The organism is Enterococcus sp. AZ149, assembly GCF_051714285.1.
GTDB classification, from domain to species: Bacteria; Bacillota; Bacilli; order Lactobacillales; family Enterococcaceae; genus Enterococcus_D; species Enterococcus_D entomosocium.
In genome coordinates, this window is the sequence record NZ_JBIORO010000001.1 from 1,481,262 (window position 1) to 1,498,066 (window position 16,805).

Sequence of the window (16,805 nt, forward strand, 5' to 3'; positions counted from 1 at the left end):
AGAAGACGATGAAAATACTTGTTATTGGTAGTGGCGGTAGAGAGCATGCCGTCGCAAAAAAGTTTCTGCAGGATCCTCAAGTGGAAACAGTCTTTTGTGCGAAGGGCAATCCCGGTATGCGAAAAGACGGGATCAAGACAGTCGCAATTGAAGAGTCCGATCATGAAAGTCTAATTGCTTTTGCTCAAGAGCAGGAGGTTGATTGGACCTTCGTTGGTCCGGAAGTTCCGTTGCTAAATGGCATCGTAGATGATTTTCAGGGGGCGGGCTTGGAAATTTTTGGCCCCAATCGCCAAGCAGCGATGATTGAAGGATCAAAAGAGTTTGCCAAAGAATTGATGCGAACCAATCACATTCCAACAGCAGACTATCAAAGCTTTACAGATAGTGCCCAGGCAAAAGCCTATATCCAACGTAAAGGTGCGCCAATCGTCATCAAAGCAGATGGTTTAGCGGCGGGCAAAGGCGTGGTTGTCGCGGAAACCATTGAAGAAGCAAACGCAGCAGTCGAAGCGATGCTGGAGCAAAATGCTTTCGGTGAAAGTGGTGCAAAAGTGGTGATCGAAGAGTTTTTGGCTGGCGAGGAGTTTTCGCTATTGGCATTTGTGAAGGGCGAAGCCGTCTATCCAATGGTCATTGCCCAAGACCATAAACGTGCCTTCGATGGCGATTTAGGTCCGAATACAGGAGGTATGGGGGCTTATACGCCGGTACCGCAGATTCCGCAAGAAATGGTCGATCAAGCGGTAGCAGAAGTTTTACTTCCTGCAGCAAAAGGGATGATTCGCAACAATACACCGTTTACGGGGATTCTCTATGCAGGTCTGATTGCTACCAATGATGGACCGAAAGTCATCGAATTCAATGCGCGTTTCGGCGATCCAGAAACACAAGTCGTGTTAAGTCGTTTAGAAAGCAGTCTAGCCCAGATCATTGATGATCTCTTACAGGACCAAGTACCTACGATCCAATGGAATCAATCGGCTTCGATCGGTGTCGTGATTGCCTCTCAAGGATATCCAGGCAAGTATCAGCAAGGAATGCCTGTCCCAAGCCCTGAAGGAGAAGGAACGCAATTCTTTTATGCAGGAGTGGATGAAGCTGCCGACCAAGGTGGTTTGACGGCAGCTGGTGGGCGCGTTTTTCTTGTGGAAGCATCAGCTGAGAATTTAGCTGCTGCACAAAAGAACGTCTATGAAGCAATCAGCAGGTTGTCTTTATCTGGCTTATATTACCGAAACGATATCGGCGATAAAGCCTTGCAATATAGCAACTCATCAAAGGCGATGAAGTAAAGAATATTTCTGTGCATAACACAAACTGAAAAAAAGGAGGGCTGCCAGTAGAACCAATCGGTTGTGCTGGTGGTTTTCGTTTTATGGGAGGTTTTTTTGACGTTGGTATAGCGTTTTCATCTTGTTGTGATAAAATAGGAATGTAGTTTAAATAAGGAGGAACTTTACGTGAAAAAAATTAAATTCGGTCCCACTGATTTAGAAGTATCCAGCGTGATTTTAGGATTGATGCGAATCAACAATGCCAAAGATCCTGTGAAGGTCTTGACGACTGCGATTGAAAATGACATTACCTTCTTTGACCATGCGGATATTTATGGTCGCGGTGAATGTGAAACGATTTTTGCAGAAGCGTTAGCAAAAACGGCAGCTAAAAGAGAAGAGTTGTTTATTCAATCAAAATGCGGCATCGTTCCAGGTGAAATGTTTGATTTTTCGAAAGAGCATATCATCTCTTCTGTGGAAGGTAGTTTGCAACGATTGAAAACTGATCATTTAGATGCGTTATTATTGCATCGCCCTGACACTTTGTTTGAACCAGAAGAAGTGGCAGCAGCCTTTGACCAATTAGAAAAAGACGGTAAAGTGAAATACTTCGGTGTCAGCAATCAAAAACCTGGTCAAATCGAGCTATTGAAAAAATATGTTTCCCAACCTTTAGTAGCGAATCAACTGCAATTCGGGATCATGCATACAGGAATGATCGATCAAGGAATTCATGTCAACATGACGGATGCTGGTAGTGTCGATCATGATGGAGAAATTTTGGAATATTCTCGCTTGCATGAGATGACGATCCAAGCTTGGTCTCCGTATCAATATGGTTTCTTCGAAGGTGTCTTTATCGGTAACGAGAAATTCCCAGAGTTGAACGAAAAATTGACCGAACTAGCGGACAAGTATCAAACGACACCGACAGGTATTGCTTCTGCGTGGATCTTACGTCACCCTGCAAACATGCAAGTGATTGCTGGAACGATGACCCCACATCGGATCGAAGAAATCGCGCAAGCATCTTCGATCGTATTGACCCGCCATGAATGGTATGAAGTGTATAAAGCAGCAGGGAACATCTTACCTTAATTTATACGTAAATTCCGTTTTATTCAGTTGTTATAAGGATGAATGTTCGCGAAAGACGAACATTCATCCTTTTTTTTCAAAAAGTATTTCTAAAAAGCTTGTATTTCATTTCCAGGTGGTTTAAATTGTTGTGGGCGTTAAAAATAGGCTGCTGCCATTTGATGCTTGCTTCACTCTTAGTAAGATTTGGAGGATATTTTTATGTTTGACATGAAAGTTTTTGATTACGAAGATATACAACTGATTCCTAACAAGTGTATCGTGAACAGCCGTTCAGAATGTGATACCACGGTGACATTAGGCGGACACTCGTTTAAAATGCCTGTTGTTCCTGCAAATATGCAAACAATTATTGATGATTCAATCGCAGAATTTTTAGCTGAAAATGGCTATTTTTATATTATGCACCGCTTTGATGAAGAAGCACGGATTCCATTCATCAAAAAAATGAAAAGCCGCGGTTTGATTAGTTCAATCAGCGTGGGTGTCAAAGAAAATGAATATGCCTTTGTAGAAGAACTAGCTGAGAAAGAGCTTGTTCCTGATTTTATAACGATCGATATTGCCCATGGTCACTCAAACGCCGTGATCAATATGATTCAACACATCAAGAAGCATTTACCAGCAACGTTTGTGATCGCTGGAAATGTTGGAACGCCAGAAGCAGTTCGTGAATTGGAAAACGCTGGCGCAGATGCAACAAAAGTCGGTATTGGACCAGGGAAAGTTTGTATCACAAAAATCAAAACTGGTTTCGGGACTGGCGGATGGCAATTGGCAGCATTACGCTGGTGTGCCAAAGCTGCTCGCAAACCAATCATTGCAGATGGTGGCATTCGGACACACGGCGATATCGCTAAATCTGTCCGCTTTGGTGCAACCATGGTCATGATCGGTTCATTGTTTGCTGGGCATGAAGAATCACCAGGGGAAACCAAGGTAGAAAATGGCGTTGTAATGAAAGAATACTTTGGTTCTGCATCAGAATTTCAAAAAGGTGAAAAGAAAAACGTAGAAGGAAAGAAAATTTGGATTCAATACAAAGGTTCTTTAAAAGATACGTTAGTTGAAATGCAGCAAGACTTGCAGTCATCGATCTCTTATGCAGGTGGAAAAGATTTAGAATCGATTCGTAAAGTGGATTACGTAATCGTGAAAAATTCGATTTTCAATGGAGATACTATTTAAGCTGGATACTGAAGAAACGGCCTTTTAGCGGTCGTTTCTTTTTTTGTTGGAACAACCATTTTGTTTTTCTGTTTTCTTCGTTATAATAGAAGCAATGAGAAGTAGAGGAGCGGGTGACCAAATGACAATCAAAGTGATGTCTGTGTTCGGTACCAGACCGGAAGCCATCAAAATGGCGCCACTAGTAAAGGAATTGGAAAACGACCCGCGTTTTGCATCGATCGTTGTGGTGACGGCGCAGCATCGAGAAATGTTGGATCAAGTTTTAACGGTTTTTGAAATCATACCAGATTATGATCTGGATATTATGACTTTAGGGCAAACTTTGACAGGAATCACTACCAAAGTTTTGCTGGATCTGGAACCTATCTTGCAAAAAGAAACCCCTGATATCGTACTCGTTCACGGGGATACGACCACAGCTTATGCAGCCGCGACGGCAGCTTTCTATCAGCAGATTCCTGTGGGGCATGTGGAAGCCGGTTTGCGTACATGGAACAAAAAATCTCCTTATCCGGAGGAAGCCAATCGTCAGCTGATCGATGTATTAGCGGATTTTTATTTTGCGCCAACTGTCCAAAGCAAAGAAAATTTATTAGCGGAAAATCGCAATAAAGCTGCAATTTTTGTAACGGGAAATACCGCCATTGATGCGATGCGTTATACGATCTCGGAGGACTATCAGCATCCAGAACTTTCTGCAGCAGATAAAACCATGATTCTTCTGACAATGCACCGTCGCGAGAACTTAGGTGTTCCGATGAAGCAAGTCTTCCGCGCTTTAGCGAAGATCGCTAAGGAGAAACCAACCATCAAAGTGGTTTTTCCTATGCATAAAAATCCTCAAGTCCGAGGGATTGCTATGGAGATACTTGGGGAACTAGAAAATGTCACGCTGATTGAGCCTTTAGATGTCATTGATTTTCACAATGTTGCCAATCAAAGCACATTGATTTTGACGGATTCTGGTGGTGTCCAAGAAGAAGCACCGTCGTTAGGCGTTCCTGTTTTGGTCTTGCGAGATACAACAGAGCGCCCAGAAGGAATTGCTGCAGGTACGTTAAAACTGATCGGTACGTCTGAAGCTGCGGTTTATCAAGAAACGAAGCGACTACTAGAGGATCCAGAAGCTTACAATGCCATGGCACATGCAGAAAATCCCTATGGCGATGGGAAAGCTAGTCGGCGAATCTTGAAAATTTTAGCAGATCATTTTTCGTGAGAGCTAGATCGAAAGAATACCGAAAAAATCATTTTTCAGAATCGGATGTGAAAGAGAAATAGGCAGCTGTTTATTTAAATGGCTGTCTATTTTTTATTCGAGTTCGGAAATTTATTACATTCTCTCCTTCAATGGGATAGCCGAAGTGACTTGATGAATTCTGGGTTTTGCCCTGAGAGGATTTCTCTCTATCTGTTCGTGTAAAAAAAGTTTTGTCACATATAAAATCACACCAGTTCTTTAACGTTGTTATTTTATTGTAAGACCTTTCATTTGAAAACCAACGAAAATCTATGAAAAAAGGGTGCTTTTTTCCATTGTTGCGGTTGACATTGGCTAGGATAGCAGTTATTATGTGGGTAGTTGGAAGATAGACTTCCGGCGAACTGACATTTTATACAAATAATTGTTAGGTGAGGCTCCTATATGGACACAAGCTGCTGCCGCAAAAGTATCGAGAGATACTTAGTTGGTAGGACAGGTCTAATCGTGAAGGTTAAACCCAAAGTAGCTGATAGCAGATTTGCTATCTACGCCCTATAGTGCTAAAGCTCTACAATGATCATGAGTTTTTTACGCATGCTTATTGGGAGCGTGCGTTTTTTTGTGTCTTTTACGCATGTTCCACAGTGACTTACCTAATAAAAAGAAAGGAAGATTCACATGGAATACCCCAGTCCCCAGATGAAACAGCGGAGTAATTATCGAATCGCTAGGGGTGGCGTAAGCAACTCCTAAGTGCTAGGAGGAAAAAAAGATGTTAAAAAAACTATCGAAAGATCAAGAACTAAAATTACTGGCAAAATTGACCGAAAGAGAACTGCTGATGGAAATGCGGACATCCTTCCAAGGGCTATCGGAAGAAGATGCTGCAGAACGTTTGGCAGAGTACGGTCCAAACAAAGTGGATGCGCAAAAACCAACACCTGCTTGGTTGATGATCCTAGGTGCTTTCAAAGATCCTTTTGTGTTAGTTTTGGCATTATTAATGGTTATTTCTTTTGTAACAGGCGATATTGAAGCAGTGATCGTGATGGGAATCATGATTTTAGCCAGTGTCATGATTACTTTCGTCCAAGAATACCGTTCCCAAAAAGCAAGCTTAGCGTTAAAAGAACTTATTGAAAATACTTGTTCCGTCACTCGAGATGGAATCACGAGAGAAATTCCAATGGATGAAGTCGTTCCAGGAGACATCGTCACCTTAGCAACCGGCGATATGATTCCTGCGGATGCGATCTTGATTTGGACCAAAGATTTATTTATCAATCAATCTTCATTAACAGGCGAATCAATGCCAGTTGAAAAATTTGTCGATGCTGGGATCAAAGAAAGCGATGAACAAATTTCTGCACTAGATATGCAAGATCTTGTTTTCATGGGTACCGATGTCTTAAGTGGTCAAGGAAAAGCCATTATTTTGAAAACCGGTCAAAGTACTTTCTTCGGTGATATTGCCAAAAATGCGACGACGAAACGGGGTAAAACAACCTTTGAAGATGGCTTAACAAAAGTCAGCAAGCTATTGTTGCGAATGGTCATGGTTCTTTTCCCAATCGTTTTACTGATCAATGGTTTGACCAAGGGTGATTGGGGCGAAGCGTTGTTCTTCGCGATTGCAGTAGCAGTTGGTTTGACGCCAGAAATGCTACCAATGATCGTCACCAGTAACTTAGCCAAAGGGGCGATCTCTTTATCAAAAGAAAAAGTGATCGTCAAAGAATTGCCTTCGATTCAAAACTTAGGTGCAATGGATGTACTATGTACCGATAAAACGGGTACGATCACCGAAGATCGTGTTGTACTGGTACAGCATTTAAACCCATTTGGCGTAGAAGATAAACAAGTCCTTGATATGACGTATTTAAATTCTTACTATCAAACAGGGTGGAAAAACCTGATGGATATTGCTGTCTTAAACTACTATGAAGAAGAAGGCTTGGCAGCGCCATTTAACGATGTGACAAAAATCGATGAGATTCCGTTTGACTTCTCACGTCGCCGCTTGACGGTTGTTGTCAATGCAGATGGTCATCAACTGATGGTCACTAAAGGTGCCGCCGAGGAAATGGAACAAGTCTGCAAGTACGTAGAAGTTGATGGCAAAGTGATGGAATTGACTCCTCAATTGAGAAAACAATTGCGTCAAGTGAATTTGCGCTTGAACAAACAAGGAATGCGCGTATTGACTGTTGCTGTAAAACGAGATGCCCACGCAGATGCCGTTTATTCTGTAGAAGATGAACAAGATATGATCATGATTGGCTTTATGGGCTTCTTAGATCCAGCAAAAGAAACAGCAAAAACAGCGATTGCTTCTTTACACGGTCATGGCATCAATGTCAAAGTGTTAACGGGAGATAATGCGATCGTTGCACAAAAAGTTTGTCGAGATGTTGGTATTGATGCAGATGAATATTTGTTAGGAACCGATATAGATCATCTGTCAGATGAAGAGTTAGCAGAGAAAGCTGCAAAAACTAATCTGTTTGCAAAATTAAATCCAATGCAAAAATCCCGAATCATTGAAACCATTCAAGCGGCAGGCCATACGGTCGGCTTTATGGGAGATGGCATCAACGACGCGCCTGCTTTACGTACGGCAGATGTTGGTATCTCGGTTGATACCGCAGCAGATATCACCAAAGATGCCAGCTCGATCATTTTATTAGAAAAAAGTTTGAATGTCCTTGATAAAGGGGTCATCGAAGGCCGCAAAGTATTTACCAATATGATGAAGTACATCAAAATGACTTTGAGTTCGAATTTCGGGAATGTGTTCTCGATCTTAGTTGCTAGTGCCTTTTTACCTTTCTTACCAATGTTGTCCATTCAACTGTTGGTTCAAAACTTGGTGTACGATATGGCCCAATTGACGATCCCATGGGACAACGTAGATAAAGAAGAGTTAGAAAAACCAGTTAAATGGCAAGTGGGTGGACTATTGAAGTTTACCGTCGGCATTGGACCTGTCAGCAGCATCTTCGATATTTTGACTTTCTTTATGATGTGGCATGTCTTTAGTGCAAATACCATCCAAGAGCAAGCCTTGTTCCAAGCAGGATGGTTTATGATTGGCTTGACGACACAAACCTTAGTCGTTCACATGATCAGAACGAGAAAATTACCATTTATCAAAAGTATCGCATCACCTGCAGTTTTGATTTCAAGTGTTCTAGCGATTGCAGTTGGCTTCTTGGTCATCTTGACGCCATTGCATACCGTCTTTGATTTTGCAGCACTGCCATCAAGTTACTGGCCATGGTATGTCGGTATCAATCTAGCTTATTTAGTAACAGTTGAGTTTGCGAAACGCATTTACATTCATGTCACGAGAGAATGGATTTAAAAAAACAGGTCGGCGTTCTTCCTAACAGGGGGAGAATCGCCGATCTGTTTCTTTTTATCCGTTCTCTGTATTATTTTTTTCTCATATTAAGAAATTTCTCTTTGATTCAAGTCGAATCCTTCACAAGTGATAAAAGGAGGTTAATGATAAATCTGTTTAGCGGAATGGTGGATGCTGTACTATTCTTAAATAAAAAAAAGAATCTGAAAAGAAAAAATTGAAGAAAGCGATTGCTTTAATGTGATTAATTTCACTAATGTTTTCTTAAGAGTTGCTACAGTGGGAATTCTTTTATTAAAAAAAATACCCTTTTCACTTGTCATTTTCGAAGTTAAATGATAATTTATAAGAGTAAATGAAATTTCGATAGTACAGATTTAAACCCTGTTACATACGAAAGTGAATTTTTATATCAGAGAGGAAAGTGTGTCAAGATGGCAAAAAAACAAAAAGCACTTGATTTCCAAGCGATTTTGGAGCAAGTCAATGCGGATTTTCCAACTTACCAAGCTTTGGACAAAGACGGGAAAATTGTAAATCAAGAGTTAGTACCAGATTTAAGTGACGACGAATTAGTTGAATTGATGACTCGTATGGTATGGTCTCGTGTATTAGACCAACGCTCAACTGCGTTAAACCGTCAAGGTCGTCTAGGTTTCTTCGCGCCAACTGCTGGACAAGAAGCAAGCCAATTAGCAAGTCAATTTGCTTTTGAAAAAGAAGACGTTTTATTACCTGGTTACCGTGATGTACCACAATTGATCCAACACGGTCTGCCATTGAAAGAAGCTTTCTTATGGTCACGTGGCCACGTTGCTGGGAACCTTTATCCAGAAGATTTAAAAGCATTGCCACCACAAATCATTATTGGTGCACAATACGTCCAAGCAGCCGGCGTTGCTTTAGGATTGAAAAAACGCAACAAGAAAAATGTTGTATTCACTTATACAGGTGATGGCGGTTCTTCACAAGGGGACTTCTATGAAGCAATCAACTTTGCAGGGGCTTACCATGCAAACGCTGTATTCTATATCCAAAACAATGGTTTTGCGATCTCTACACCTCGTGAAGTACAAAGTGCGGCACCAACATTGGCACAAAAAGCTGCAGCAGCTGGGATCCCTGGTATCCAAGTTGACGGTATGGATCCATTGGCAGTGTACTATGTTTCTAAAGCAGCTCGTGAATGGGCAGCAAACGGCAACGGTCCTGTATTGATTGAAACCTTGACTTACCGTTACGGTCCACATACATTGTCTGGTGATGATCCAACCCGTTACCGTTCAAAAGACATGGACAGCGAATGGCAACAAAAAGATCCATTGGTACGTTTCCGTACTTACCTAACTGAAAAAGGACTTTGGTCTGAAGAAAAAGAAGAACAAGTCATTGAACAAACAAAAGAAGAAATCAAAGCAGCGATCGCTGAAGCGGACCGCGTGCCAAAACAAAAAGTTTCAGATTTCTTGAAAAACATGTTTGAAGTACAACCACAAAACATTAAAGAACAAATTGCAACTTACGAAGCGAAGGAGTCGAAATAGTCATGGCACAAAAAACAATGATTCAAGCAATTACAGATGCCTTAGCTGTTGAAATGGAAAATGACAAAGAGATTTTAGTCTTTGGTGAAGATGTCGGTAAAAACGGCGGGGTTTTCCGTGCAACAGAAGGTTTACAAGAAAAATTCGGCGAAGATCGTGTCTTCGATACCCCTCTTGCTGAATCTGGTATCGGCGGCTTGGCTTTCGGTTTAGCATTAGAAGGTTTCCGTCCAGTTCCAGAAATCCAATTCTTTGGTTTCGTATTTGAAACATTTGACGAAATCGTTGGTCAAATGGCGCGTACTCGTTACCGTATGGGTGGTACACGTAATTTACCAATCACTATTCGTTCACCATTTGGTGGCGGTGTGCACACACCAGAATTGCACTCAGATAACTTGGAAGGATTGATCGCTCAATCACCTGGTATCCGTGTCGTTATTCCATCAAACCCATATGATGCAAAAGGATTATTGATTGCTTCTATCCGCAGCAATGACCCAGTTGTTTTCTTAGAGCACATGAAACTTTACCGTTCATTCCGTGAAGAAGTGCCAGAAGAAGCATACGAAGTTCCTTTAGACAAAGCAGCAGTAACTCGTGAAGGTTCTGATGTTTCAATCATCACTTATGGTGCAATGGTTCGTGAAGCAATCAAAGCTGCTGACAACTTAGCGAAAGAAAACATCAACGCTGAAATTATCGACTTGCGTACAGTTGCTCCTCTTGATGTTGAAACGATCATCAAATCAGTTGAAAAAACTGGTCGTGTGGTTGTCGTTCAAGAAGCACAAAAACAAGCAGGTGTTGGCGCTCAAGTCGTTTCTGAAATTTCTGAACGTGCGGTTCTATCACTAGAAGCTCCAATCGGACGCGTGTCTGCACCAGATACGATCTTCCCATTCGGTCAAGCTGAAAACATTTGGTTGCCAAATGCAAAAGACATCGAAGACAAAGTGAAAGAAATCGTGAACTTTTAATAGTTGAAGAAGGGAAGAATAGAAAATGGCATTTCAATTTAAATTACCGGATATCGGTGAAGGAATTGCAGAAGGCGAAATCGTAAAATGGTTCGTCAAAGCAGGGGATACCATCAATGAAGATGATACCTTACTAGAAGTTCAAAATGATAAATCAGTGGAAGAAATTCCATCTCCAGTAACAGGAACAGTGAAAAACATCGTTGTCCCTGAAGGTACAGTCGCAAACGTTGGAGATGTCCTTGTTGAGATCGATGCACCAGGACATGAAGACAACGAAGGCGATGCAGGTGTAGCAGCAGAGTCTCAAACACCAGCAAAACCAGCAGCAGAACCTACAACGGAAACGGCTGAAGCATCAGCTGGTTCTTCTGAAGGCGCAGGCGTTTTCCAATTCAAATTACCAGATATCGGTGAAGGAATTGCAGAAGGCGAAATCGTAAAATGGTTCGTTAAAGCAGGAGATACCATCAATGAAGACGATACGTTGCTTGAAGTTCAAAACGACAAATCAGTCGAAGAAATCCCATCTCCAGTAACAGGAACAGTGAAAAACATCGTTGTTGCTGAAGGAACAGTTGCAAATGTTGGTGATGTTTTAGTTGAAATCGACGCACCTGGTCACAACAGTGCGCCTGCTTCATCCAGCGCACCTGCAGAAGCACCAAAAGAAAAAGTGGAAACTTCTGGTTCAGCAAGTGTTGTTGAAGCAGCAGATCCTAACAAACGTGTCTTGGCTATGCCTTCTGTCCGTCAATTCGCTCGCGAAAAAGATGTGGATATTTCCCAAGTATCAGCAACAGGTAAAGGCGGACGTGTAACAAAAGAAGACATCGAAAACTTCCTATCAGGTGGCGGACAAGCTGCAAAAGCTGAAACTCAAGCTCCTGCGAAAGAAGAAACAAAAGCTGCAGCAACTGAAAGCAAACCAGCAGCTCCAGCAAAAGCCTTCAAATCAAACTTAGGTGATTTAGAAGAACGTGTTGCCTTAACACCTACACGTAAAGCAATCGCTAAAGCGATGGTAAACAGCAAACAAACAGCACCTCATGTAACCTTGCATGATGAAGTTGAAGTAACAAACCTATGGGATAATCGTAAGAAATTCAAAGAAGTTGCTGCTGCAAACGGCACAAAACTTACTTTCTTACCATATGTTGTAAAAGCATTGACTGCAACAGTGAAAAAATTCCCTATCTTGAATGCGTCGATCGATGATGCAAAACAAGAGATCGTATACAAAAACTATTACAACATCGGTATCGCAACAGATACTGACCATGGGTTGTATGTACCAAACGTAAAAGATGCAGATCGTAAAGGCATGTTTGCTATCGCTGATGAAATCAACGAAAAAGCAAAACTTGCTCATGACGGCAAATTGGCTGCAGATGATATGCGTAATGGTACCATCACAATCAGTAACATCGGTTCAGTTGGTGGCGGCTGGTTCACTCCAGTAATCAACTACCCTGAAGTAGCTATTTTGGGTGTAGGTACAATCGCGCAACAACCAATCGTAAACGCTGAAGGCGAAATCGTTGTCGGACGTGTGATGAAACTTTCATTAAGCTTCGACCACCGTATCGTTGATGGCGCAACAGCGCAACAAGCAATGAATAATATCAAACGTCTATTAGCTGATCCAGAGCTATTAATGATGGAAGGATGATTAACAAATGGTAGTTGGAGATTTTGCTGTTGAATTAGATACAGTTGTAATCGGTGCGGGACCTGGCGGCTATGTAGCTGCCATCCGCGCTGCTGAAATGGGACAAAAAGTAGCAATCATTGAAAGAGAATACATCGGCGGCGTTTGTTTGAACGTTGGTTGTATCCCTTCAAAAGCCTTGATCGCTGCAGGTCATCATTATCAAGAATCTTTGGATTCAACAATGTTTGGTGTAACAAGTGAAAATGTTTCCCTTGATTTTACCAAAACACAAGAATGGAAAGACAACAAAGTCGTTAAAACGTTAACTTCAGGTGTTGGTTTCCTATTGAAAAAACACAAAGTAGAAACGATTGAAGGAGAAGCTTTCTTCGTTGATGATCACACATTGCGTGTCATCCACCCAGATTCAGCACAAACATACTCTTTCAACAATGCAATCATCGCAACAGGTTCTCGCCCAATTGAAATCCCTGGTTTCAAATTCGGCGGACGTGTTCTTGATTCAACTGGCGGATTGGCATTAAAAGAAGTTCCTAAAAAATTCGTTGTTATCGGTGGCGGTGTCATCGGTTCTGAACTAGGTGCAGCTTATGCAAACCTAGGGGCAGATGTAACGATCCTTGAAGGCTCTCCTCAAATCTTGCCAACCTATGAAAAAGACATGGTCAAATTGGTTGAAGAAGACTTTGCGAAAAAAGGTGTAACAGTCGTTACCAACGCAATGGCGAAAGAAGCAATTGACAATGGCGATAGCGTAACTGTCAAATATGCCGTAGATGGTAAAGAAGAATCAGTTACTGCTGATTACGTGATGGTTACTGTTGGTCGTCGTCCAAATACTGATGACATGGGCTTAGAACAAGCAGGTGTTGAAGTAGGCGAACGCGGATTGATCACGGTTGACAAACAAGGCCGTACCAACGTATCAAACATCTACGCAATTGGTGATATCGTACCTGGTGCTGCATTAGCACATAAAGCTAGCTACGAAGCAAAAATCGCTGCTGAAGCAATCTCTGGTAAAAAAGTTGCCGTTGATTACAAAGCAATGCCAGCAGTTGCCTTTACTGACCCAGAATTGGCTTCTGTCGGTATGACGATCAAAGATGCCAAAGATGCTGGAATTGAAGCAAAAGCATTCAAATTCCCATTCTCAGGTAACGGTCGTGCGTTATCTCTAGGAAAAACTGAAGGATTCATCCGCTTAGTAACAACGGTTGAAGACAATGTGATCATCGGTGCGCAAATTGCTGGTCTAGGAGCAAGCGATATGGTTTCAGAACTTGCTCTTGCTATTGAATCTGGCATGAACGCAGAAGATATCGCGTTAACGATCCATCCACATCCATCTCTAGGTGAGATCACAATGGATGCTGCTGAGTTAGCTCTAGGATTACCAATCCACATTTAAGCTTTGTGAAACTCGTTCATCATTTGGTGAACGAGTTTTTTTATCACCAGAAATAAAGCGATCCTATGCTATTGACAGAATCTTCTGGAAATGATACGATGCTCTTAATATTTCAACCGTTGATGAGGAAAGTAAATTGATTTGGCAAGCCTAGAGAGTCTTCGTAAGGTGCAAGAAGAACTTGTAGGATCAATCGAAAATGGCCTCTAAGGTGATCTTCTGAACTTGTACGAAAGATAAGGAGATCCGGGTGCGCCCGCTATCGCGTCAGAGTATAACGCCGTTTATTTGTCGCGTACTTGCTGAGAAGCATGCTGGAAAGTCTGCTTGAATAAAGGTGGTAACACGTAAACACGTCCTTTGATATCTCGATATCAGAGGGCTTTTTTATTTGCATTATTAAGGAGGAATAGTATGACAGAAAGATTTGAGACGATTCAATTACACGGAGGACAAATACCAGATCCTACCACAGGAAGTCGCGCCGTACCCATTTATCAAACCACATCCTATGTGTTTGATGATGCTGACCAAGCGGCAGCGAGATTTAGTCTTAGTGAGAGCGGCAATATCTATACCCGTATTACCAATCCGACGACCGCGGTTCTAGAAGAGCGATTAGCCCTATTAGAAGGTGGTATCGGTGCGTTAGCTACGGCTTCTGGCTCAGCGGCGATCACCTATGCAATTTTAAATCTCGCGCAAGCAGGAGATCATATCGTTTCTGCTGCTTCAATTTATGGCGGTACCTATAATTTGTTCGCCCATACATTGCCAGATTTTGGCATCACCACAAGCTTTGTCGATAGTGAAGATCTACCAGCACTAAAAGCAGCCATCCAAGAAAATACCAAAGCAGTTTTTCTAGAGTCTTTAGGCAATCCAGATATTGATATTGCCGACTTTAAAAAGATTGCAGCGATTGCTCATGAAGCCGGGATTCCCCTCATCATTGACAACACCTTTGCGACTCCCTATCTGTTTCGAGGGTTTGAGCACGGGGCGGACATCATCGTTTATTCCACGACAAAATACCTCGGTGGTCACGGGGCTGCTTTAGGAGGGGCTATTATTGATAGTGGCAACTTTGATTGGACAAACGGCAAATTTCCCAAGCTGGTCGATCCCGATCATAGTTACCATGGAATCTCATGGGTAGAAGCCGCTGGTAACGCTGCCTATATCACTCGGGCCCGAACGATTCTTTTACGGGATACAGGTGCTGCGATTTCTCCCTTCAATTCATGGGTGTTGCTTTTAGGCATCGAGACCCTCTCGTTGCGGATGGAACGTCATGTAGAAAATGCGCAACAAGTTGCTGAATTTTTAGCCAAGCACCCGGAAGTTTCTTGGGTTCATTTCCCAACCCTGCCGGACAGTCCTTATTTTAAGCGGGCGCAGGAGTATTTCCCCAAAGGGACCAGTTCGGTCTTTTCCTTCGGATTAAAAAGTGGGGCAGAAGCAAGCAAAACCTTTTGTGGCGCAACTAAGCTCTTCTCGCTACTGGCGAACGTTGGCGATGCAAAGTCCTTGATCATCCATCCAGCTTCGACGACCCATTCTCAGCTTAGCGTAGAAGAACTTGCAGCAGCCAAAATTCGTCCAGAGACGATTCGCTTATCCATTGGATTGGAAAACATCGACGATCTATTGGAAGATCTCACGCAAGCCTTCCAACAGCTCTAAATAGTTGAAGCAGTAGGAAAAGCGCAGGATACTATGCTGCGCTTTTTTGTTGTGGGTTAGTGTTTCAAATAAAACTGCGGTTTCTGTTGATAGAAGGATAGTAAATCCATCGGTTCTATGCTATATTTAGTTGCTAAGGAATATGGATAAGGTGGGGGATGTATGCGTAATCATGCAAGTGACAAGAGGATTCGGTTTTACTACACAAGTTTGCAATTTCTTTATTGGATGATGTTTTGCTCAATCTATGGCTTTGCGACACTCTTTTTGATTTATTTCAAGGTCGATCCAGCAAAAATTGGCGGTATTTTAGCCCTAGTCAATATTGCGTCTACGATTTTGCAGCCCTTCATCAGTCAAGTCATTATCAAAAAAAGCAAAGTACCACTGATCGTTGTCTTGAAAACGATGACAATCGGCGTGGTCGCGGTGCTCTTAGCAGGTGTGATTGTCCCTGCATTATCAATACTGACCTATGTTTTAGGAGGGGTTTTGCTCGTTTCCATGCAGTCCTTTCTCAACGCCTTGGCGTTTGAATACACGAATAGCGGCAACAAAATCAATTTTGGCTTTTCGCGTGCCGGTGGGTCACTAGGATTTGCGGGTACCTCCTTTTTACTGGGGCAGCTCTTAGAGGAGTTTTCGGCAGCCCTTTTGCCAATGATCGCTATCGGGCAAGCCGTTTTGTTTCTCATTATTTTGCTTTTGCTGCCAGCGATCAAGAAGCCAGAAATGCCCGTGATGCATACAGAACAAAGTCATTCAGGTGCCTTTTTGAAAAAATATCCTTTTTTACTCTTTCTCTTTGTCGGGTTTAGCTTTCTCTTCAGCTTCCACACGATGATCAACAGTTTTTTGGCACAAATTTTTGCCGATATTGGCGGTGGCAGTAAGGAAGTTGGCATCGCCCTGATGATTGCGGCGTTATGCGAATTGCCAGGCATGATTTTCTTTGAACAGTTAGTGAGGATACGGTCTAGCCGTTTTTGGCTGTTGCTGTCCAGTGTTGCCTTTGCCATTCGTGGGGTGCTGATGCTGTTGATCAGCTCCATCATCCTGATGGAAATGAGCCATTTGATGCAAGGGGTTAGTTTTGCCTTGTTTATTCCTGCTTCTGCTTATTTGTTCAACCATAGTTTGGCAGATGAAGACCGGGTTTTTGGACAAACGATCATCATTATCGCTACCACGATCGGTGGCGTGATCGGCAACCTTTTAGGGGGGATGCTGATCCAAAACTTCGGTGTCTGGGAAATGCTTTTGATTGGGACTGGGTTTGCCGTTTTGGGTGCTGCATTGACCTTTATCGGTGTGAAAAAAATCCCTAAAAGCAACAAAAAATTAGCGATCATAAGCGAATGATCGATAGGTA

11 protein-coding genes, 1 riboswitch and 1 other annotated feature are annotated in these 16,805 nt (G+C 42.3%); all 11 genes read left to right on the forward strand.

Annotated features, from left to right (window positions below; translation table 11 throughout):
• Nucleotides 1-8: 8 nt before the first annotated feature.
• The 11 genes from purD to IGI94_RS06990 all read left to right on the forward strand — a co-directional run bounded on the left by purD (nt 9) and on the right by IGI94_RS06990 (nt 16,795).
• Nucleotides 9-1,295, forward strand: a complete 1,287-nt coding sequence (gene purD, locus IGI94_RS06940; protein WP_086317295.1) for a phosphoribosylamine--glycine ligase — start codon at nt 9-11, stop codon at nt 1,293-1,295.
• Between the two features lie 168 nt (nt 1,296-1,463).
• The gene (locus tag IGI94_RS06945; RefSeq protein ID WP_438899584.1) at nt 1,464-2,378 is read left to right on the forward strand and encodes an aldo/keto reductase; all 915 of its coding nucleotides are present in this window, start codon (nt 1,464-1,466) and stop codon (nt 2,376-2,378) included.
• 210 nt (nt 2,379-2,588) lie between these two features.
• Complete coding sequence (gene guaC / locus IGI94_RS06950; RefSeq protein ID WP_080555199.1) at nt 2,589-3,566, forward strand: GMP reductase; 978 nt, start codon at nt 2,589-2,591, stop codon at nt 3,564-3,566.
• A 121-nt stretch (nt 3,567-3,687) separates the two neighbouring features.
• Nucleotides 3,688-4,788 carry a non-hydrolyzing UDP-N-acetylglucosamine 2-epimerase gene (gene wecB, locus IGI94_RS06955; protein WP_438899585.1) on the forward strand — a complete coding sequence of 367 codons (1,101 nt, stop codon included), beginning with the start codon at nt 3,688-3,690 and terminating at the stop codon, nt 4,786-4,788.
• Between the two features lie 398 nt (nt 4,789-5,186).
• Nucleotides 5,187-5,358, forward strand: a riboswitch (M-box (ykoK) riboswitch).
• A 187-nt stretch (nt 5,359-5,545) separates the two neighbouring features.
• The gene (gene mgtA, locus IGI94_RS06960; protein WP_005236382.1) at nt 5,546-8,137 is read left to right on the forward strand and encodes a magnesium-translocating P-type ATPase; all 2,592 of its coding nucleotides are present in this window, start codon (nt 5,546-5,548) and stop codon (nt 8,135-8,137) included.
• A gap of 434 nt (nt 8,138-8,571) precedes the next feature.
• The gene (pdhA, locus tag IGI94_RS06965; protein ID WP_005231936.1) at nt 8,572-9,681 is read left to right on the forward strand and encodes a pyruvate dehydrogenase (acetyl-transferring) E1 component subunit alpha; all 1,110 of its coding nucleotides are present in this window, start codon (nt 8,572-8,574) and stop codon (nt 9,679-9,681) included.
• A gap of 2 nt (nt 9,682-9,683) precedes the next feature.
• Nucleotides 9,684-10,661 carry an alpha-ketoacid dehydrogenase subunit beta gene (locus tag IGI94_RS06970; RefSeq protein ID WP_005230047.1) on the forward strand — a complete coding sequence of 326 codons (978 nt, stop codon included), beginning with the start codon at nt 9,684-9,686 and terminating at the stop codon, nt 10,659-10,661.
• A gap of 25 nt (nt 10,662-10,686) precedes the next feature.
• Nucleotides 10,687-12,333, forward strand: a complete 1,647-nt coding sequence (locus tag IGI94_RS06975) for a dihydrolipoyllysine-residue acetyltransferase (RefSeq protein ID WP_005236379.1) — start codon at nt 10,687-10,689, stop codon at nt 12,331-12,333.
• Between the two features lie 7 nt (nt 12,334-12,340).
• Nucleotides 12,341-13,747, forward strand: coding sequence for a dihydrolipoyl dehydrogenase (gene lpdA, locus IGI94_RS06980; protein ID WP_087664207.1), 1,407 nt, complete (start codon nt 12,341-12,343; stop codon nt 13,745-13,747).
• Between the two features lie 110 nt (nt 13,748-13,857).
• Nucleotides 13,858-14,111 (forward strand) — a binding site (T-box leader).
• Between the two features lie 50 nt (nt 14,112-14,161).
• On the forward strand, nt 14,162-15,433 hold the full coding sequence (locus IGI94_RS06985) for an O-acetylhomoserine aminocarboxypropyltransferase/cysteine synthase family protein (protein ID WP_429967154.1): 1,272 nt from the start codon (nt 14,162-14,164) through the stop codon (nt 15,431-15,433).
• A gap of 162 nt (nt 15,434-15,595) precedes the next feature.
• Entirely contained in the window at nt 15,596-16,795 is a 1,200-nt protein-coding gene (locus tag IGI94_RS06990; RefSeq protein ID WP_438899586.1) for an MFS transporter, read from the forward strand.
• The last annotated feature ends 10 nt before the right edge of the window (nt 16,796-16,805 follow it).

Coding starts and splice junctions, on each gene's coding strand:
- purD (WP_086317295.1), top strand. CDS start 9: ATGAAAATACTTGTTATTGGTAGTGGCGGTAGAGAGCATGCCGTCGCA.
- guaC (WP_080555199.1), top strand. CDS start 2,589: ATGAAAGTTTTTGATTACGAAGATATACAACTGATTCCTAACAAGTGT.
- wecB (WP_438899585.1), top strand. CDS start 3,688: ATGACAATCAAAGTGATGTCTGTGTTCGGTACCAGACCGGAAGCCATC.
- mgtA (WP_005236382.1), top strand. CDS start 5,546: ATGTTAAAAAAACTATCGAAAGATCAAGAACTAAAATTACTGGCAAAA.
- pdhA (WP_005231936.1), top strand. CDS start 8,572: ATGGCAAAAAAACAAAAAGCACTTGATTTCCAAGCGATTTTGGAGCAA.
- IGI94_RS06970 (WP_005230047.1), top strand. CDS start 9,684: ATGGCACAAAAAACAATGATTCAAGCAATTACAGATGCCTTAGCTGTT.
- IGI94_RS06975 (WP_005236379.1), top strand. CDS start 10,687: ATGGCATTTCAATTTAAATTACCGGATATCGGTGAAGGAATTGCAGAA.
- lpdA (WP_087664207.1), top strand. CDS start 12,341: ATGGTAGTTGGAGATTTTGCTGTTGAATTAGATACAGTTGTAATCGGT.
- IGI94_RS06985 (WP_429967154.1), top strand. CDS start 14,162: ATGACAGAAAGATTTGAGACGATTCAATTACACGGAGGACAAATACCA.
- IGI94_RS06990 (WP_438899586.1), top strand. CDS start 15,596: ATGCGTAATCATGCAAGTGACAAGAGGATTCGGTTTTACTACACAAGT.